The sequence below is a fragment of the Ottowia sp. genome (genome assembly GCF_016703145.1).
Lineage (GTDB): Bacteria > Pseudomonadota > Gammaproteobacteria > Burkholderiales > Burkholderiaceae_C > Ottowia.
In genome coordinates this window covers 210753-229353 of sequence record NZ_JADJCO010000003.1, presented here as the reverse complement: position 1 = coordinate 229353, position 18601 = coordinate 210753, and the positions used below count along the sequence as shown (strand labels likewise).

The 18601-nt window shown below is 71.1% G+C and carries 13 protein-coding genes and 1 riboswitch; of the genes, 9 read left to right on the top strand and 4 right to left on the bottom strand.

Annotated features, from left to right (window positions below):
* Positions 1-29 precede the first annotated feature (29 nt).
* Complete coding sequence (locus tag IPG65_RS04740) at positions 30-1964, bottom strand: RecQ family ATP-dependent DNA helicase (protein WP_293188114.1); 1935 nt, start codon at positions 1962-1964, stop codon at positions 30-32.
* Between the two features lie 274 nt (positions 1965-2238).
* Between IPG65_RS04740 and IPG65_RS04735 the strand changes: the two genes are divergently transcribed.
* Genes IPG65_RS04735 through IPG65_RS04710 form a run of 6 tightly spaced genes read left to right on the top strand, consistent with a single transcriptional unit; the run spans position 2239 to position 7966 of the window.
* Positions 2239-3207 carry a tripartite tricarboxylate transporter substrate binding protein gene (locus tag IPG65_RS04735; protein ID WP_293188113.1) on the top strand — a complete coding sequence of 323 codons (969 nt, stop codon included), beginning with the start codon at positions 2239-2241 and terminating at the stop codon, positions 3205-3207.
* Between the two features lie 5 nt (positions 3208-3212).
* Positions 3213-4448, top strand: a complete 1236-nt coding sequence (locus IPG65_RS04730) for a CoA transferase (protein WP_293188112.1) — start codon at positions 3213-3215, stop codon at positions 4446-4448.
* Positions 4445-4831 (top strand): cupin domain-containing protein, encoded by a 387-nt coding sequence (locus IPG65_RS04725; RefSeq protein ID WP_293188111.1) that lies wholly within the window; start codon positions 4445-4447, stop codon positions 4829-4831. The genes IPG65_RS04730 and IPG65_RS04725 overlap by 4 nt, the downstream gene beginning before the upstream one ends.
* The gene (locus IPG65_RS04720) at positions 4828-5991 is read left to right on the top strand and encodes an acyl-CoA dehydrogenase family protein (RefSeq protein WP_293188110.1); all 1164 of its coding nucleotides are present in this window, start codon (positions 4828-4830) and stop codon (positions 5989-5991) included. Before IPG65_RS04725 ends, IPG65_RS04720 begins: the two co-directional genes overlap by 4 nt.
* Before the next feature lie 26 nt (positions 5992-6017).
* On the top strand, positions 6018-6923 hold the full coding sequence (locus IPG65_RS04715; RefSeq protein ID WP_293188109.1) for a LysR family transcriptional regulator: 906 nt from the start codon (positions 6018-6020) through the stop codon (positions 6921-6923).
* Positions 6920-7966: a homocysteine S-methyltransferase family protein gene (locus IPG65_RS04710; RefSeq protein ID WP_293188108.1), complete on the top strand. Its 1047-nt coding sequence runs from the start codon at positions 6920-6922 to the stop codon at positions 7964-7966. Before IPG65_RS04715 ends, IPG65_RS04710 begins: the two co-directional genes overlap by 4 nt.
* A gap of 19 nt (positions 7967-7985) precedes the next feature.
* On the opposite strand, the gene IPG65_RS04705 is transcribed toward IPG65_RS04710, so the two are convergent.
* On the bottom strand, positions 7986-8579 hold the full coding sequence (locus tag IPG65_RS04705) for a hypothetical protein (protein ID WP_293188107.1): 594 nt from the start codon (positions 8577-8579) through the stop codon (positions 7986-7988).
* Between the two features lie 339 nt (positions 8580-8918).
* Between IPG65_RS04705 and IPG65_RS04700 the strand changes: the two genes are divergently transcribed.
* Positions 8919-9173, top strand: a complete 255-nt coding sequence (locus IPG65_RS04700) for a helix-turn-helix transcriptional regulator (RefSeq protein ID WP_293188106.1) — start codon at positions 8919-8921, stop codon at positions 9171-9173.
* 2 nt (positions 9174-9175) lie between these two features.
* Here the strand turns inward: IPG65_RS04700 and IPG65_RS04695 are convergent, their stop codons facing one another.
* Together IPG65_RS04695 and IPG65_RS04690 are read right to left on the bottom strand one after the other, a co-directional pair.
* Entirely contained in the window at positions 9176-9682 is a 507-nt protein-coding gene (locus IPG65_RS04695) for a hypothetical protein (protein WP_293188105.1), read from the bottom strand.
* Between the two features lie 314 nt (positions 9683-9996).
* The gene (locus tag IPG65_RS04690; protein ID WP_293188104.1) at positions 9997-14232 is read right to left on the bottom strand and encodes a Pls/PosA family non-ribosomal peptide synthetase; all 4236 of its coding nucleotides are present in this window, start codon (positions 14230-14232) and stop codon (positions 9997-9999) included.
* Positions 14233-14326: 94 nt separating this feature from the next.
* On the opposite strand from IPG65_RS04690, the gene IPG65_RS04685 reads away from it, so the two are divergent.
* Positions 14327-15529, top strand: a complete 1203-nt coding sequence (locus tag IPG65_RS04685; RefSeq protein WP_293188103.1) for a threonine ammonia-lyase — start codon at positions 14327-14329, stop codon at positions 15527-15529.
* A 48-nt stretch (positions 15530-15577) separates the two neighbouring features.
* Positions 15578-15678, top strand: a riboswitch (S-adenosyl-L-homocysteine riboswitch).
* Between the two features lie 49 nt (positions 15679-15727).
* Positions 15728-18502: a methionine synthase gene (gene metH / locus IPG65_RS04680; protein ID WP_293189945.1), complete on the top strand. Its 2775-nt coding sequence runs from the start codon at positions 15728-15730 to the stop codon at positions 18500-18502.
* Positions 18503-18601: the final 99 nt, after the last annotated feature.

The window sequence follows — 18601 nt, the reverse complement described above, 5'->3', positions numbered from 1 at the left end:
TGTTCGCTGGCCAGGGTCGCCTCGCGCCCCTATCGGCACACCCGCACCACCTCCGCGCCATAACGCTCCAGCTTGGTCGCGCCGATGCCGCTGATGCCCTCCAGCTCGTGCAGCGCGCGGGGGGCGCGCGCGGCGATGGCGGCCAGGGTGGCGTCGTGGAAGATCACGTAGGCGGGCAGGTTGTGCTCGCGCGCGACTTCGGCGCGCCAGGCTTTCAGCGCGGCGAAGCGGGCCTGCGCGGCGGCGTCCAGGTCGGCGGCGGCGGGCGGCGGCGCGGCGGCGCGGGCCTTGCGCTGGCGCTCGCGCGGCGCGGATGCAGGGCTGGAGGCGGTGGTCGCGCGCAGGCGCACGGGCTGCTCGCCCTTCAGGATGGGGCGCGCGGCGTCTTCCAGGCGCAGGGTGTTGAAGCGCTCGGCATCAACGCTGACGGCGCTCAGCGCGATCAACTGGCGCAGCACGCCGCGCAACTGCGCCTCGCTGAATTCGGCGCCCAGGCCGAAGGTGCTGACGCGCTCGTGGCCGAATTGCTTGACCTTGTCGGTCGCCTTGCCGCGCACGATGTCCATCAGGTGCCCGGCGCCAAAGCCGATGCCGCTCATCTGCTGCACGCGGTAGATGGTGGACAGCAGCTTGCGCGCGCAGTCGGTGGCGTCCCACACCTCGGGCGGCCGCAGGCAGTTGTCGCAGTTGCCGCAGCCGTGGGTGCTGTAGCGGGAATATGAGTCAGATTGGCCTTCAGCCAGCGTGGAATCTAAGCCATCAGCTCTTGAATCAATAGCATTCAACTGCTCGCCGAAGTAGCCCAGCAGCCGCGCGCGCCGGCAGTCGGTGGCCTCGGCCAGGGCCAGCAGCGCGTCCAGCTTGCCGCGCATGACCTGCTTGAAGTCCTCGCCGGCCGGGCTCTCGTCGATCATGCGGCGCTGGTTGACCACGTCCTGCAGGCCGTAGGCCATCCAGGCGTCGGCGGGCGCGCCGTCGCGGCCGGCGCGGCCGGTCTCCTGGTAGTAGCCCTCGATGTTCTTGGGCATGTCCACGTGGGCGACGAAGCGCACATCGGGCTTGTCGATGCCCATGCCGAAGGCGATGGTGGCGCACATCACCACGCCCTCCTGGCGCAAAAAGCGGTCCTGGTTCTGCTGCCGCACCTCGGCGGGCAGGCCAGCGTGGTAGGGCAGGGCGTCCAGGCCGTGCTCGCACAGCGTCTGCGCCAGTTCCTCGACGCGCTTGCGCGACTGGCAGTAGACGACGCCGGCCTCGCCCGCGTGCTCGCGCTCGATGAACTGCAGCAGCTGGCGCGTGGGGTCCTTCTTCTCGACGATCGCGTAGCGGATGTTGGGCCGGTCGAAGCTGCTGACGAACCGCGCCGCGTCTTGCAGTTGCAGCCGCTCGACGATGTCGGCGCGCGTGGTGGCGTCGGCGGTGGCGGTGAGGGCGATGCGCGGCACGCCGGGCCAGCGCTCGTGCAGCACGGTGAGCTGGCGGTATTCGGGGCGGAAGTCGTGGCCCCACTGGCTCACGCAGTGCGCCTCGTCGATGGCGAACAGGCTCAGGTGGCCGTGCGCGTGCAGCGTGTCCAGCAGGCCCAGGAAGCGCGGCGTGGCCACGCGCTCGGGCGCGGCGTACAGCAGCGTGATCTGGCCGGCCAGCAGGCGGCGCTCGATGTCCTCGGCCTGCGTCCAGTCCAGCGTGGAGTTGAGAAACGCCGCCGGCACGCCCAGCTCGTGCAGCGCACCCACCTGGTCGTGCATCAGCGCGATGAGCGGCGACACCACGATGGCCACGCCCCGGCCCGCCGCGTGGCGCACGATGGCCGGCACCTGGTAGCACAGGCTCTTGCCGCCGCCGGTGGGCATCAGCACCAACGCGTCGCCGCCGCCGATCACGTGTTCGACGATGGCCTCCTGCGGGCCGCGGAACTGTGGGTAGCCGAAGACGTCGTGCAGGACGGAAAGCGCGGAAGACACGGGCGGAAACTCTTCTTTTGATAGCTGTTCGCGATTTGCTGGCGCTGGCTGGATGCCGATTTGGCTCTGAATGGACGGCGAGCGGGGGGTGGCGACCGGCGTCAAGCGCCTATTGTGCGTCGCAGCGGGTGCCGGCGTACTAGCCTCGTCCAACGATTTGCGAATCCTATCGATCGGTCCAGCGATTGAATTGGACTTGAATCGCCGCCCCGCCCAAGATCGCGCCCAGGCCCTGCGCATGGGGCCTGCCATTCCACAGCACAGGAGACGAACCATGAAGACCATCCTCCGCGCCGCGCTCGCCGCGTGCGCCCTGGCCACCGGCGCCACGGCGGCGCTGGCGCAGCCGGCCTACCCCGGTGGCCCCGTCACCCTCGTCGTGCCCTTCGCGGCGGGCAGCGGCACCGATTCGGTGGCGCGCGCCGTGGCCTCGGGGCTGGCCGCGCGGCTCAAGCAGCCGGTGATCGTGGACAACAAGCCGGGCGCCAACGCCCAGGTGGCCGCGCAGTTCGTCGCCAAGGCCAAGCCCGACGGCTACACGCTGTTCATGACGACCAACACCTCGCACTCGGCCAACCCCGCGCTGTACAAGAGCCTGAAGTACGACCCGATCAAGGACTTCACGCCCGTGGCGCGCGTGGGCGAGCTGCCGTTCGCGCTGGCCGTGCATCCCTCGCTGCCCGCCAGGACGCTGGCCGAGTTGCTCGACTACGCGCGCGCCAATCCCGGCAAGCTGAGCTACGCCACGCCCAACAGCACCTCGCTGGTGGCGATGGAGAGCATCAAGCACATCGCCAAGGTGGACATCGTCGGCATTCCCTACAAGTCGAGCCCGCAGGCCATGACCGACCTCGTGGGCGGCCAGGTGCAGGTGTACGTGGCCGACCTGGGTTCGGGCATGGGCATGCTCAAGACCGACAAGGTGCGCACGCTGGGCATCACCACCGCCCAGCCCACGGCGTTGCTGCCGGGCGCGCCGCCCATCGGCCAGACGGTGAAGGGGTTCGACCTGACGTCGTGGAACGGCATCTTCGGCCCCGCCGGCCTGCCGCCCGCCGTGGTGCAGCGCCTGAACACCGAGCTGCAGGCCGTGCTGGCCGACAAGGACCTGCAGGACAAGCTGGCGCAGATCGGCTTCCAGGTCTGGCCCAGCAAGACCCCCGAGGAGTTCGCGCAATACGTGGCCGGCCAGCTCACGCACTGGCGCACGCTGATCCAGCAGGCCGGCATCCAGCCCGAGTGACAGCCATGAATACCGCTCCCGCCGGCCCCCTCGCGGGCGTGCGCATCCTCGACCTCACCACGGTCATCCTCGGGCCGTTCGCCACGCAGATCCTGGCGCAGCTCGGCGCCGAGGTCATCAAGGTGGAGACGCCCGAGGGCGACAACATGCGCCACGTGGGCCCCATGCGCCACGCGGGCATGGGCCACATCTTCTTGCACGCCAACGCGGGCAAGCAGAGCATCGTGCTCGACCTCAAGCACCCCGACGGGCGCGAGGCGGCGCTCAAACTCGCCGAGGGCTGCGACGTGCTCATCAGCAACGTGCGCCCGCAGGCCATGGCGCGGCTGGGGCTGGACTACGAAGCCGTGCGCGCGCGCAACCCGCGCCTCATCCACGTGAGCTGCTGCGGCTTTGACCAGGAGGGCCCCGACGCCGCGCGCCCCGCCTACGACGACCTGATCCAGGGCGCCACCGGCATCCCCTGGCTGATGCAGCAGTACGGCGCGCCCGAGCCCGCCTACGCGCCCACCACGCTGTCGGACCGCGTGACGGGCCTGCACGCCGTGTACGCCGTCACCGCCGCGCTCTACGCCCGCGAGAAAACGGGCCAGGGCCAGGCCATCGTGGTGCCCATGTTCGAGGCCATGGCGCAGTTCGTGCTGGGCGACCACATGGCGGGCCTGACCTTCGAGCCGCCGCTGGGCGAGCCCGGCTACGCGCGCCTGCTGACCACGCACCGCAAGCCCTATGCCACGGCGGACGGCATGCTGTGCGTGCTGATCTACAACGACAAGCACTGGCGCAGCTTCTTCGCCGCCATCGGCGAAAGCGAGGGCCTGGCGCGCGACGAGCGCTTCGCCACGCACGGCGCGCGCGCCGCCCACATCGACGCCGTGTATGCCGAGGTGGCGCGCATCCTGCGCACGCGCACCACGGCCGAGTGGCAGGCGCTGCTGGATGCGGCCGACGTGCCCCACATGCCGATGAACTCGCCCGCCGAGCTGCTGGCCAACCCGCAGTTGCGCGCCACCGGCTTCGTGAGCGACACCGTGCACCCCACCGAGGGGCCGATGCACGCCCTGGCCCACCCCACGCGCTGGAGTGCCACGCCGCCCGCGCGCGAACCGGCACACGCCCCGCGCCTGGGCCAGCACACGCGCGCGCTGCTGGCCCAGGCCGGCTATTCCCACGAACAGATCGACGCGCTGCTGGCCAGCGGCGCCTGCCTTGCTCCAGATTCAACCGGAGAACCCACATGACCACTCCCTCCCGCTACCTGGTGCGCGCCGCCAACGTGCCCAGCTACCAGCCCGCCAACCACCACCACACGCACAACCAGCGCCTGATCGGACCCGAGACCGTGGGGGCGCAACACATGGAGGTGCTGCTGGGCACGCTGCACAAGGGCGGCGGCGCGCTGCCGCACGCCCACCCCGGCATCGAGCAGGCCTGCTACCTGCTGGAAGGCACGGCCCGCGCCGAGGTGGCGGGCGAGGCCTTCGACATGGTGCCCGGCGACATGTGCTTCTTCCCGGCCGAGCAGATGCACGTCTTCACCGTCACCAGCGACACGCCCGTCAAGCTGCTGGTGATCTACAGCCCGCCCTACGGCGAATCCCCCGACAAAGTGATCCGGCCATGAACTTCGCCCCCACCCCCGAGCAGGAGCAGATCAAGGCCGCCATCGAGCGCGTCTGCGCGCCGTTCGACGCCGACTACTGGCTCACGAAAGACCGCGAGGGCGGCTTTCCGCATGACTTCCACCAGGCGCTGGCCGAATCGGGCTGGCTCGGCATCGCCATGCCCGAGGCCTACGGCGGCGCCGGCCTGGGCATCAGCGAGGCCGCGCTGATGATGCACACCATCTCGGCCACCGGCGCCGGCCTGTCGGGCGCGTCGGCCGTGCACATGAACATCTTCGGCCTGCACCCGGTGGTGGTGTTCGGCACCGACGCGCAGAAGGCGCGTTGGCTGCCGCCGCTGATCCAGGGCCGGGACAAGGCCTGCTTCGGCGTGACCGAGCCCAACGCGGGCCTCAACACCCTCAAGCTGCAAACCCGCGCGGTACGTGATGGGGACCATTACGTGGTGCACGGCCAGAAGGTCTTCATCTCCACCGCGCAGGTGGCCAACAAGATCCTGCTGCTCACGCGCACCAAGCCCGTGGAGGAATGCAAGGGCACCGAGGGCCTGACGCTGTTCTACACCGACATGGACCGCGGCAGGATCGAGGTGCACGAGATCGAGAAGCTGGGCCGCAAGTGCGTGGATACCAACCAGCTCTTCATCGACGGCCTGCGCATCCCCGTGGAAGACCGCGTGGGCGAGGAAGGCAAGGGCTTCAGCTACATCCTGCACGGCATGAACCCCGAGCGCATCCTGATCGCCGCCGAGGCCGTGGGCCTGGGCCGCGCGGCCCTGGCGCGCGCGGCGGGCTATGCGGCCGAGCGCGAGGTGTTCGCCCGCCCCATCGGCCAGAACCAGGGCATCCAGCACCCGCTGGCCGAGGCGTGGATGGACCTGGAGGCCGCGCACCTCATGGTGCAGAAGGCCGCGTGGCTCTACGACCAGCACCTGCCCTGCGCGGCCGAGGCCAACGCGGCCAAGTTCCTGGGGGCCGAGGCCGGCTACCGCGCCTGCGAGCGCGCCATCTTCACCCACGGCGGCATGGGCTACGCCAAGGAATACCACGTGGAACGCTACCTGCGCGAATCGTGGATCCCGCGCCTGGCGCCAGTGAGCCCGCAGCTCATCCTGTGCTTCATCGCCGAGAAGGTGCTGGGCCTGCCCAAGTCCTATTGACCGGGGCGCTGGGGCATCATGGCCCCATGAAACTGCACCTGCTGCGCTACTTCGCCGTGCTGGCCGAGGAGCTGCACTTCGGCCGCGCGGCCGAGCGCCTGTCCATCACGCAGCCGCCGCTGTCGTCGGGCATCAAGGCGCTGGAGGCGGAGCTGGGCGTCAAGCTGTTCGAGCGCACCAGCAAGCACGTGGCCCTGACCCCGGCTGGCCACGCCTACCTGGCCGAAGTGCGCGTGGTGCTCGACCGCGTCGCGCGCGCGGGCGAGACGGCGCGCGCCGTGGCCGAGGGGCTGCGGGGGCGGCTGGACATCGGCTTCACCGGCTCCATGGTCTACCGCGACATGCCGCGCATCGTGCGCGCCTTCGGCGAACGCGCGCCGGGCATCGAGGTGCATCTTTGCGAAATGTCCTCCAGCGAGCAGATTGAGGCGCTGCTGCACCGCCAGTTGCACGCCGGCTTCGCCAACGTGAGCGCGGTGCCGCCGCGCCTGCGGCAGTTGCCGCTGGCGGCCGACCATTTCGTCTGCTGTCTGCCCGACGACCACCCGCTGGCGCGCGCGCGCGCCGTGCCGCTGCCCGCGCTCGCGCAGGAGAGCTTCGTGATGTTCGCGCGCGACGTGGCGCCGGCCAACCACGACAACGTGATCGCGCTGTTCCACCGCGCCGGCATCCACCCGCACACGCGCCACGCGGCGCGCCAATGGCTCACGGTGGTGTCGCTGGTGGCGCTGCGCATGGGCGTGGCGCTGGTGCCCGCGTCGCTGGCGCAGGCCGCGGTGCAGGGCGTGCGCTTCGTGCCCATCGCCGGGCTGCGCCACCCCACCGTGGGCGTGCTGGCGTGGCACGAGGAAGCGGATGTGCCGGCGCTGCGGGTCTTTCTCGCCTGCGCGGCCGGCGCGGAGCGGACGTCCTTTCTACAATCGGCGCCATGAGCCTCCCCTCCTACACCCGCGCCCGCGAGCTGCCGGCCCTGCTGGCCGGACGCATCGTCATCCTCGACGGCGCCATGGGCACCATGATCCAGCGCTTCAGGCTGACCGAGGCGCAGTACCGGGGCGAGCGCTTCGCCGACTTCCACCGCGACGTCAAGGGCAACAACGAACTGCTCAGCCTGACGCGGCCCGACGTCATCGCCGACATCCACGAGAAGTACCTGGCGGCCGGCGCCGACCTCATCGAGACCAACACCTTCGGCGCCACCACCGTCGCCCAGGCCGACTACGACATGGCCCCCCTGGCGCGCGAGATGAACGTCGCCTCCGCCCGGCTGGCGCGCGCGGCCTGCGACAAGTTCAGCACGCCCGGCAAGCCGCGCTTCGTCGCCGGCGCGCTCGGCCCCACGCCCAAGACCGCCAGCATCAGCCCGGACGTCAACGACCCCGGCGCGCGCAACGTCGATTTCGAGACCCTGCGCGCCGCCTATCTGGAGCAAGTGGAGGGCCTGGTCGAGGGCGGCGCCGACGTGCTGCTGGTCGAGACCATCTTCGACACCCTCAACGCCAAGGCCGCGCTGTTCGCCATCGACGAGTTCTTTGAAAGCAGCGGCGAGCGCCTGCCCCTGCTCATCAGCGGCACCGTCACCGACGCCTCGGGCCGCGTGCTCTCGGGCCAGACCGTCACCGCCTTCTGGTACAGCGTGCGCCATGCGCAGCCGCTGGCCATCGGCCTGAACTGCGCCCTGGGCGCCGCGCTGATGCGCCCCTACATCCAGGAGCTGAACCGGGTGGCGCCCGACACCTTCATCAGCTGCTACCCCAACGCCGGCCTGCCCAACCCGATGAGCGACACCGGCTTCGACGAGACGCCCGAGGTCACCAGCCGCCTGATCCACGAGTTCGCCGCCGAGGGGCTGGTCAACATCGTCGGCGGCTGCTGCGGCACCACGCCCGACCACATCGGCGCCATCGCCCGCGCCGTCGGGCCGCTGAAGACGCGCGGCGTGCAGCCGGCGGGGTTCTACAAAGAGGCGGCCTGAAGCGGCCGCCGCGCTGCCGTTACTTCACGGCAACGTAGATGAATCCGTCCGTCCTGGCGTTGTTCAAGGCGAGCACCAGCAGACGGCGCTGGGCGGTGTCGTAGTACGCGACGCCTCGGGCCGTGGTGCCATGGCCCAGCGCGCAACCGTTGCCCTGGAAGGTGACCGAGACGTCGAAGACGTTCTTGCCCGTGGCGCGCGGCCGCGCCGTGCCGGCCGCGCTGCAGCCTTGCGATGCCGGCATCGTGATCACGCCCGCGGCCGAGACGGTGATTGAAACGGCCTGCGGTGCCGTCAGACCGGTGACGGCCTCGCCTGTGAAGCTGCCGGCCAAGTTCGTCGCCGATGCCGGCTGGTCATAGGCAGCGTTGTAGCTGCCTGTGAAGGTGGCACCGGCCGAAAGCTGCACGTTGATGCTGCTGCGGGCAGTGAAGCTGCCCGTGTAGCTGCCAGGCTGCACGGTTCGTGACAGCAGGTTGAAGTCCACGCCCGAGCCGGACAACTGGTTGCCGCGGGCCGTGGTGTCGCCGAACAGGGCGCCCACGATGTAGCCGCCGGAGGCGTAGACGCCCCAGGTTTCGCCGTTTTCCAGCACCGTCAGTGCGACGTCCACGCCAGTGGAGGCGCGGCCTTCCCAGAGCCCTTCCGGTGTGGGTGCAAGCGCAGGCGCAGGCGCAGGCGCAGGCGCAGGCGCAGGCGTCGGAGCCGGTGCTGGCCCCGGGGCGGGAGAAGGTGCAGGGGTTGGCGCTGGTGCGGGCGCAGGCGCATCGCCACCGTCGCCGCCGCACGCGGTCACCAGCGCACACAGCAACCCGATGGTTGCAAGTTTCTTGTTCATGGATTCCTCACTCGTTGTGGTTGATTCTGGTCTGGCATGAGCCGCGCGCATCGTATCGGGGTACTGTAATAAGTCGTAAATGGACTGTGGCGGATTGGAATTGAGTATCGCCGGGTGCCCGTCACCGTCCACCACCCGCGCTACCACGCCCTCCGGTCGGCGATGGTGGCCTGGCGCAAGGCGGTGGGCTTGTCGCAGGTGCAACTGGCTCAGCAACTGGAGGTGGGCCAGTCCTACGTCTCCAAGATCGAACGCGGCGAAGCCTACGTCGATGTCATGCTCTTCATCGACTGGTGCCGCGCCTGCGGCATCGAGCCGGGCACGGCGCTGGACCGGATGCTGGCGGCGCAGCCGGGATCGGTGCGATAGCGTCAGGCGGGCGCCGGCCGCCAGGCCACCGCACCAACCCACGGCGCCGGCAGCGCCACGCGCCGCGCCATGCATCCGTCCAGCCGCGACTGCAGCGCGGGCGACCATTCCTGCAGCGGCTCGCCCAGGCATTTCAGCCGCGCTTCGTGTTGGGTCCAAGCGGTCATGAATGCTATTGATTGTGTAGCTTCCAGCGCTTTATCCACAACGGATTCAGCCTGATTTGGCCATGAATCCGGCCCCAGGTAGAGGGCGGCGACGCGCCGCCATTCGTCCGGGTCGCCGGCCGGCCCGGCGCTCACCGCCTGCACGTCCACGCCCACGGCGCCGCCGCCGCACCAGGTCAGCAGCGAGCAGCCCGCTTCGTGGCTGATGGACAGTTGCAGCCTGGCCAGGCGCGCGTCCGGGGTGCCGTCGCTGCGGCGTACCCGCGGGGACTGGCCGCGCTGGTCGGTGATGGTCAGTTGCGCGGGGCGGAGGCACAGGGCGGCGGCGAGCAGCGCGCGCAAAGCAGCGCGGGCCTGTGCCCGCGCGGCCTGTCGCAAGGAGCCTGGCGCGGCGCCGGCAGGGGCGGTGCGCAGCGCCCACACCTGCGGCGCACCCGGCGCCGCGTCACCGACGAAATGGCAGCGCTGGGCGGCCAGTGCAGGGTGGACGGCGCAAGGCGCTTGCCACGAAGGCCCGGCACGCGTGCCTCCCAAAGGTTCAAGAGGCCGCGGAGCAAGCCCCACCAGTGCACTCCTGGCCGGGGTCTCCCCGGCCAGCGGGTGCGCCCCCTGGGGGGGAGGCGCAACATCGCGCAGCGAGGGGAGCCACGGGGGGGTCATGTTCTCCAGGGCGCCGCCGGCAGGCCGTGCCAGCGCGTGCCGGCGGGAATGGCCTCGCCCTTCATCACCAGGGTGAGCGGCCCCAGCTGCGCGCCGTCGCCGACCTGCGCGCCGTACAGCACGGTGCAGCGCGCGCCCAGGGTGACGCGGCTGCCGATGCGCACGTGGTCGATCTTCATCACGCGGTCCTCGAACAGGTGCGTCTGCGGGCAGCACAGCGCGTTCAGCTCGCTGTGGGCGCCGATGTGCACGCAGTCGAACTCGGTGATGTCGGTGGTGTCCAGGTACACGCCGCGCCCGATGCGCGCGCCCAGCAGGCCCAGCGCCGGCGGCAGCCAGGGCGTGCCGCGCAGGTAGCGCAGGAACCAGGGCACGGCGATGCCCTCGTACAGGTTGGTGGCGGCCTCGGACAGCCACACGAAGGGCGTCCACATGGGCACGGCGCGCCGGCCGTAGCGGCGCACGGCCAGCCACTTGAACAGCGCCACGCAGGCGAAGGCGGCCAGGCCGAACAGCACGCCGCCGGCGGCCAGGTCCAGCGCCACCGCGCCCCAGCGCCCGGCCTCGGCCAGGGGCATGGCGTCCAGCACCAGGGCGTAGCCGGCGGCGATGACCAGCGCGTGCGGCGCGGTGATGCGCAGCGCCTCGACCGCGCCGCGCGCCAGCTTGCGCCAGCGCGAGGGGGCGAAGGTCAGGTGCTCCGGGAAGCCCGACACCACCTCGCGCGCCGGCAGGTGCAGCGGCGGCGAGCCCAGCCAGGTGTCGCCTTCTTTCATCGCCGGGCCGTCCCAAGATGAAAGAAGCCCCCCTGGGGGGCAGCGGACCTCGCGAAGCGGGGAAGCGTGGGGGCCAACTTTCATCGCCGGGCCGTCCCAAGATGAAAGAAGCCCCCCTGGGGGGCAGCGGACCTCGCGAAGCGGGGAAGCGTGGGGGCCAACTTTCATCGCCGCCTGGCGCGGCACGGCGCTCATGACGCCGATGAGCACGTTCTCGGGCACGGTGGTGCCGTCGGGCACGTAGGCGCCGTTGCCGATGAAGCCGCGGCGCGACACCACCGTGGGCTGGACGGTCATCCAGCCGCCGTCGATGTGCTCGTCGCCCAGCATCACGGCGTCGGCGATGAAGCACTCGTCGCCCAGGGTCAGCATGTCGGGCACCACGCCGAGGGCGGTGGACAGCTCGGTCTCCCGGCCCACCTTGGCGCCCAGCAGCCGGTACCAGGCGGCGGAGTAGACCGTGGCGTACACGCCGTGCAGCACGGCCAGGCTGGACTCCTGGATCTGGTTGACCAGCCACTTGGCCAGGTAGCGGCCGCTGTGCACCGGCCAGGCGCCGGCCCGCATGCGCGGCAGGAAGACCCAGCGGATCAGCGCCGCCACCAGCGCCGTGCACAGGATGAACACGGCGCTGGCCGGCAGCGCCAGCACGAAGAACTTGAGCAGCCGCAGCCCGAACGCCTGCCAGTCGGTGAGGGTGCCCGCGTCCTGCAGCGGCCGGACGGCGATGGCGTCCACGTCCAGCGCGTCGATCAGCAGGAAGGCGGGAAACACCGGCATGAAGAACAGCACCGCCACGCCGAAGGCGCCCAGCACGAAGAACGCCGCCTCCCACGCCCGCCGCGCGCGGCCCGCCGCCGGGCGCGGCGGCAGGCTGGCGGGATCGAAGTCGCCGCGCGCGCGCGCCGGCGAGCCGTGCCAGGCCTGGCGCGGCGGGATGCGCTGGCCGGCGCCCAGGGCCGACTGACCGTCGAGGTGGCCGTGCTCGCCGATGGCGGTGTCGCCCTCCAGCACCACGTAGGAGCCGATGCAGGCCTCGGCGCCGATGTCGATGCGTCCCAGGTGCGGCAGGCCGCCTTCGACGCGGGCGTTCTCCAGGTTCACGGCGTTGCCGATGCTGGTGCCGGGGCCGATCGACACCAGATCGGGCACGCGCACGGTGGCCGAGCCCAGGGTGACCTCGGCGTCCACGCGCGCGCCCAGCGCGCGCAGCCACAGCGCGTACAGCGGCGAGCCGTTGATCATGTAGGTGGGCACGGCCTCGGTCAGCCGGTCGGCCAGCCACCAGCGGTAGTAGGTGCGGCCCCACAGCGGGTAGCGGCCGGGTTTCAGCCGCCCGGCGATGAGCCACTTGCCGGCCCAGGCGAGGGTGAACTCGGCCACCGTCGTGGCCAGGAAGGCGAGCAGCGACAGGGCGATGGCCCGCGGCACCGAGTCGTCCGCGTCGCCGGTGTGGAAGTGGTAAGTGAAGAAGGGCGCCAGCCACTGCGCCATCTTCAGCAGCACCAGCGGCGGGATCGCCAGCGCCTGCGCGACACCGCAGCGCCAGCGCCGCCATGCGCCGTGCAGCACGAAGGGCCGCGCGGCCGCGCCGGCGCCGGGGGCCCGCATGCCCGCCCGCAGCGCCTCGGCGATGCGGCCGACCTGGCGGTTCTGGTAGACGTCGGCCACGGTGGCCTGGGCGAAGCGCGCATCCTGCCGCAGGGCCGAGGTCAGGCGCGCGGCGAGCAGCGAATGCCCGCCCAGGTCGCTGAAGAAGTCCAGCGCGCGCCGGACGGGCTGGCCGGGGAACAGCTTGTGCAGCGCGGCGAACAGCGCTTCCTCGGCCGGCGTGTCGGGCTTGTCGCCGCCTTCGGCCGGCGCGGCGGCGGCCAGCGGCAGGCTCTTGAGCGCCTTGCGGTCGATCTTGCCGCTGGGCAGGCGCGGCATGGCGGGCAGCGGTTCGAAGCGCGCAGGGACCATGTAGGGCGGCAGCTTGTCCGCCAGGCCGCTTCGCAGCACGGCGGTGGAAAGCCGGTCGGCGGTGGGCACGTAGAAGGCCACCAACTGGTCGATGTCCTCGTCCTTGCGCAGCAGCACGGCCGTGGTGCCCACGCCGGGCCGCGCGGCCAGCACGGCCTCGATTTCGCCCAGCTCGACGCGAAAGCCGCGGATCTTCACCTGGTCGTCCACGCGGCCCAGGCACTGCATGCGCGGCGTGCCGTCGGGCGCCGTCTCCACGCGCGCCAGGTCGCCGGTGCGGTACAGGCGCGCTTCGTGCGCGTTGCGCGCCCACGGGTTGGGCAGGAACTTCTCGGCCGTCAGCTCGGGCCGGCCCAGGTAGCCGGCGGCCACGCCGGGGCCGGTGATGCACAGCTCGCCCGTCGCGCCGAAGGGCAGGAGCCTGAGCGGCGGCGGCTCGCCAGCGTGGAGGCGGTCGGAGTCGATCGCCTCGATGACCAGCAGGCCGTAGTTGGGCAGCGCCTCGCCGATGGTCACCGGCTCGCCGGCGCGCAACTCGGCCAGGCTGGCCGACACCGTGGCCTCGGTCGGGCCGTAGGTGTTGAAAAGCCGACGGCCCGGCGCCCAGCGGTCCACCAGGGCCTGCGGGCACATCTCGCCGCCCAGGTTGATCAGGCGCAGGCCGGGCACGTCCTGCGCGAACAGCGCCAGCAGCGTGGGCACGGCGTGCAGCACGGTCACGCCGTGCTCGGTCAGCGCGCGCGGCAGCGCCTCGGGGTCGCCGGCCAGCGCCTTGGGCGCGATCCACAGCGTGGCGCCCACCAGGTAGCTGATCCAGATCTCCTCGAAGCTCATGTCGAAGGCGGCCGAGAAGCCCTGGTACACGCGGTCGTCCTCGCGCACGCCCAGGCGCGCGTTCTCGCTGCGCAGGAAGTGGCAGATGCCGGCCTGCGTGACGGCGATGCCCTTGGGCTTGCCGGTGGAGCCGCTGGTGTAGATGACGTAGGCCGCGTGCGTGGGCAGTGCGCCTTCGCGGCGGCGCAGCGGCGTGCCGGCGGGCACGGGGGCGAGCAGTTCGCTGGCAGCCAGGATTGGGGTTGAAATACCTTCCAGCCAATGTGGATATTGCGCTGGATGCTCATCAATCAATAGCAACCGAGCGCCCGCGTCCTCCAGGCAGACGGCGACGCGCTCGGCGGGCACGTCGGCGTCGAAGGGCAGCCACGCCGCACCGGCCTTGGCGATGGCGAGCTGCAGCGCGAGCAGGTCGATGCCGCGCGCCAGCCACAGGCCCACCCGGTCGCCGGCGCGCACGCCGGCCTCGATCAGGCGGTGCGCCGCGCGGTCGGCGGCGGCGTCCAGCTCGGCGTAGGACAGGCGCCGCTCGCCGAAGATCAGCGCCGTCCTGCCGGGCACGCGCGCGGCGGTGGCCTCGAACAGGTCGGCCAGGGTTTCGTCGCGCAGCAGGTCGGGGCGGTCGGGGCCGTGCAGGAGGGAGGGTCGGGGCGGGTGCATGGGAAGCGGGAGCGCGGCGGGAAAGCCGGCGGGCAATGCCTGTTAACGGCGCAGACGCCTTGCGCGCCGACCGGTGCCGGCAGAATGGGCCACCATGCTCGAATTCGCCGCCATCCAGCAAGCCGCCGAGCGCCTTCGCGGGCAGGTGCTGGAGACGCCCTGCCTCGAATCGCGCACGCTGTCGCGGATCACTGGCGCCGAGCTGGTGCTGAAGTTCGAGAACCTGCAGTTCACCGCCTCGTTCAAGGAGCGCGGCGCCTGCAACAAGCTGGCGCAACTCACGCCGGCCGAGCGCGCGCGCGGCGTGATCGCCATGAGCGCCGGCAACCACGCCCAGGGCGTGGCCTACCACGCGCAGCGGCTGGGGCTGCGCGCGGTGATCGTGATGCCGCGCTTCACGCCCGGCGTGAAGGTGGAGCGCACGCGCGGCTTCGGCGCCGAGGTGGTGCTGGAGGGCGACACGCTGGAGGCCGCGCGCGCCCACGCCCTGGCGCTGGCCGAGGCGCAGGGGCTGCTGTTCGTCCACCCCTACGACGACGAGGCCATCATGGCCGGCCAGGGCACGCTGGCGCTGGAGATGCTGCGCGCCCAGCCGGGACTGGAGGTGCTGGTGGTGCCGGTGGGCGGCGGCGGGCTGATCGCCGGCGTGGCGACGGCGGCCAAGGCCCTCCAGCCGGGCATCGAGGTCATCGGCGTGCAGACCCGCCGCTTCCCGGCCATGGTCAACCTGGTGCAGGGCGCCCGGCACCCGCAGGGCGCCAGCACCATCGCCGAGGGCATCGCCGTGGGCGCGCCGGGCGCCTTGTGCGCCGAGGTCGTCCGCCAGAGGGTGGACGACCTGCTGTTGGTGGACGAGGGCGACATCGAGCAGGCCATCGTGCTGCTGCTGGAGGTCGAGAAGACCCTGGTCGAGGGCGCCGGCGCGGCGGCGCTGGCGGCGTTGCTGCGGCACCCGCGGCGCTTTGCCGGCAAGAAGGTGGGCCTGGTGCTGTCGGGCGGCAACATCGACCCGCAGTTGCTGGCGCAGATCATCGGCCGGGGGCTGGTGCGCTCGGGCCGGCTGGCGCGCATCGTGGTCAGCGCGCGCGACGTGCCGGGCTCGCTGGCGCGCATCACCGCCCTGGTGGCCGAGGCCGGCGCCAATGTGGACGAGGTGCACCACCAGCGCGCCTTCACCCTGCTGGCGGCGCAGAACGTGGAGGTCGAGATGGTGCTGCAGACGCGCGGCCACGAGCACGTGGCCGAGCTGATCGAACGGCTGCGCGCGGCGGGGCTGGACGTGCGGCTGGTGCATTGACCCCCGCCCGGCGCGGCGCGGGCGGCGCTGCGTAAAATCGCCCGTTCGGCAGCCAAGGAGCGTTGCAGCGGGCCCCCATCCACAGCGGTTTCGGGCGGCTCGTCAGGCTTGGCCGCCATCCCACGGACCTGAAACGACGCTCACCTGCACAAGCCCCCAGGTGAGACCATGAACCGCCCCGCGACCCCCGTTCCCCCCATGAAGCTCGCCGGCCTGGAGCCGGTGACCCTCGGCGAGGGCACGCTGTTCGTCAACATCGGCGAGCGCACCAACGTCACCGGCTCCAAGGCGTTCGCGCGCATGATCCTGAACGGCCAGTTCGAAGAGGCGCTGTCGGTGGCGCGCCAGCAGGTGGAGAACGGCGCGCAGGTGGTGGACGTGAACATGGACGAGGCCATGCTGGACAGCCAGGCCGCCATGGTGAAGTTCCTCAACCTGATGGCCAGCGAGCCCGACATCGCCCGCGTGCCGGTGATGGTGGACAGCTCCAAGTGGAGCGTGATCGAGGCCGGCCTGCGCTGCCTGCAGGGCAAGGGCATCGTCAACTCCATCTCGATGAAAGAAGGGGTGGAGGAGTTCAAGCGCCAGGCGCGGCTGGTGCGCCGCTACGGCGCCGCCGCGGTGGTGATGGCCTTCGACGAGCAGGGGCAGGCCGACACCTTCGCGCGCAAGACCGAGATCTGCCAGCGCGCCTACCGCATCCTGGTGGACGAGGTGGGCTTTCCGCCCGAGGACATCATCTTCGACCCCAACATCTTCGCCGTGGCCACGGGCATCGAGGAGCACGGCAACTACGCGGTGGAGTTCATCGAGGCCACGCGCTGGATCAAGCAGCACCTGCCGGGCGCCAAGGTGTCGGGCGGCGTCAGCAACGTGTCTTTCAGCTTCCGCGGCAACGACCCGGTGCGCGAGGCGATCCACACCGTGTTCCTCTACCACGCCATCCAGGCCGGCATGGACATGGGCATCGTCAACGCCGGCATGGTCGGCGTGTACGACGATCTGGAGCCCGAGCTGCGCGAGCGCGTGGAGGACGTGGTGCTCAACCGCCGCCCCGACGCCGCCGAGCGCCTGCTGGAGATCGCCGAGGCGGCCAAGGGCGCCGCCAAGGACGACAGCAAGCGGCTGGAGTGGCGCGGCGGCAGCGTGGGCGAGCGCCTGAGCCACGCGCTGGTGCACGGCATCACCGACTTCGTGGTCGAGGACACCGAGGAGGCCTACCAGGCCATCATCGCCGCCGGCGGCCGCCCGCTGGGCGTGATCGAAGGGCCGCTGATGGACGGCATGAACGTGGTGGGCGACCTGTTCGGCGCCGGCAAGATGTTTTTGCCGCAGGTGGTCAAGTCGGCGCGCGTGATGAAGCAGGCCGTGGCCCACCTGCTGCCCTACATCGAGGCCGAGAAGCTGCGCGACGAGGCGGCCGGGCGCGACGTGCGCAGCAAGGGCAAGATCGTCATCGCCACCGTCAAGGGCGACGTGCACGACATCGGCAAGAACATCGTCACCGTCGTCCTGCAGTGCAACAACTTCGAGGTGGTCAACATGGGCGTGATGGTGCCGTGCCACGAGATCCTGGCCAAGGCCAAGGTCGAGGGCGCCGACATCGTCGGCCTGTCGGGCCTCATCACCCCCAGCCTGGAGGAAATGCAGTACGTGGCCGGCGAGATGCAGAAGGACGAGCACTTCCGCATCCGCAAGATCCCGCTGCTGATCGGCGGCGCCACCACCAGCCGCGTGCACACGGCCGTCAAGATCGCGCCGCACTACGAGGGGCCGGTCGTGTACGTGCCCGATGCCTCCCGCAGCGTGGGCGTGGCGCAGAACCTGCTGGGCGAGCAGGCCGAGCAGTTCCTGGCCGACACCCGCGCCGACTATGAGAAGGTGCGCCAGCTGCACGCCAGCAAGAAGCAGCAGCCGCTGTGGCCCATCGGCAAGGCGCGCGCCAACAAGACCCGCATCGACTGGGCGGGCTACCAGCCGCCCGTGCCCAAGTTCATCGGCCGGCGCGTCATCCAGCGCATCGACCTGGCCGAGCTGGTGCCCTTCATCGACTGGACGCCCTTCTTCCAGACCTGGGACTTGGCCGGCAAGTACCCCGCCATCCTGACCGACGAGGTGGTGGGCGAGGAGGCGACGCGCGCGTTCGCCGACGCGCAGGCCATGCTCAAGAAGATCGTCGAAGGCCGCTGGCTCACCGCCCACGCCGTGGTCGGCTTCTGGCCCGCCCACGCCGTGCGCGATGACGACATCGCGCTGTACGCCGACGAGGCGCGGCAAGACGTCGTGCTGACCTGGCACGGCCTGCGCCAGCAGGCCGAGAAGCAGGAGGACGCCGAGGGCCGGGTGCGCCCCAGCCGCTGCCTGGCCGACTTCATCGCGCCGCGCGGCGCCACGCGGGATGCTGCAGAATCAATAGCTGATGGCGCAATACCCACGCTGGCTGACGGCCTGAATGGTTCAAAACCCGACTACATCGGCGCCTTCGCCGTCACCGCCGGCCTGGGCGTGGAAGAGAAGGTGGCGCGGTTCATGGCCGCGCACGACGACTACAGCGCCATCACCCTCAAGGCCCTGGCCGACCGCCTGGCCGAGGCCGGCGCCGAGTGGCTGCACCGGCGCGTGCGCACCGACTGGTGGGGCTACGCCGCCGACGAGGCGCTGGGCAACGACGAACTGATCGCCGAGAAGTACCAAGGCATCCGCCCCGCGCCCGGCTACCCCGCCTGCCCCGACCACCGCGTCAAGCGGCCGCTGTTCGACCTGCTGGGCGCGCACGACATCGGCATGTCCGTCACCGAGAGCCTCGCCATGGTGCCCGCCGCCAGCGTCAGCGGCTTCTACTTCAGCCACCCCGACAGCACCTACTTCAACGTCGGCCGCATCGACCAGGACCAGGCCATCGACATGGCCAAGCGCAGCGGCGCCGAGCTGAGCGAGGTGGAGCGAGCGCTGGCGCCGAATCTGGGGCTGTAGAGGCCGTTGCGCCAAAGGCCGAAAACCGGATACACGCGGTTTCTCGCTGGGGTAGGACTTCTCGCCGAGATCTATTCCGGTTCACGCGAGGCAACCGTG

Coding starts and splice junctions, on each gene's coding strand:
- IPG65_RS04735 (WP_293188113.1), top strand. CDS start 2,239: ATGAAGACCATCCTCCGCGCCGCGCTCGCCGCGTGCGCCCTGGCCACC.
- IPG65_RS04730 (WP_293188112.1), top strand. CDS start 3,213: ATGAATACCGCTCCCGCCGGCCCCCTCGCGGGCGTGCGCATCCTCGAC.
- IPG65_RS04725 (WP_293188111.1), top strand. CDS start 4,445: ATGACCACTCCCTCCCGCTACCTGGTGCGCGCCGCCAACGTGCCCAGC.
- IPG65_RS04720 (WP_293188110.1), top strand. CDS start 4,828: ATGAACTTCGCCCCCACCCCCGAGCAGGAGCAGATCAAGGCCGCCATC.
- IPG65_RS04715 (WP_293188109.1), top strand. CDS start 6,018: ATGAAACTGCACCTGCTGCGCTACTTCGCCGTGCTGGCCGAGGAGCTG.
- IPG65_RS04710 (WP_293188108.1), top strand. CDS start 6,920: ATGAGCCTCCCCTCCTACACCCGCGCCCGCGAGCTGCCGGCCCTGCTG.
- IPG65_RS04690 (WP_293188104.1), bottom strand. CDS start 14,232: ATGCACCCGCCCCGACCCTCCCTCCTGCACGGCCCCGACCGCCCCGAC.
- IPG65_RS04685 (WP_293188103.1), top strand. CDS start 14,327: ATGCTCGAATTCGCCGCCATCCAGCAAGCCGCCGAGCGCCTTCGCGGG.
- metH (WP_293189945.1), top strand. CDS start 15,728: ATGAAGCTCGCCGGCCTGGAGCCGGTGACCCTCGGCGAGGGCACGCTG.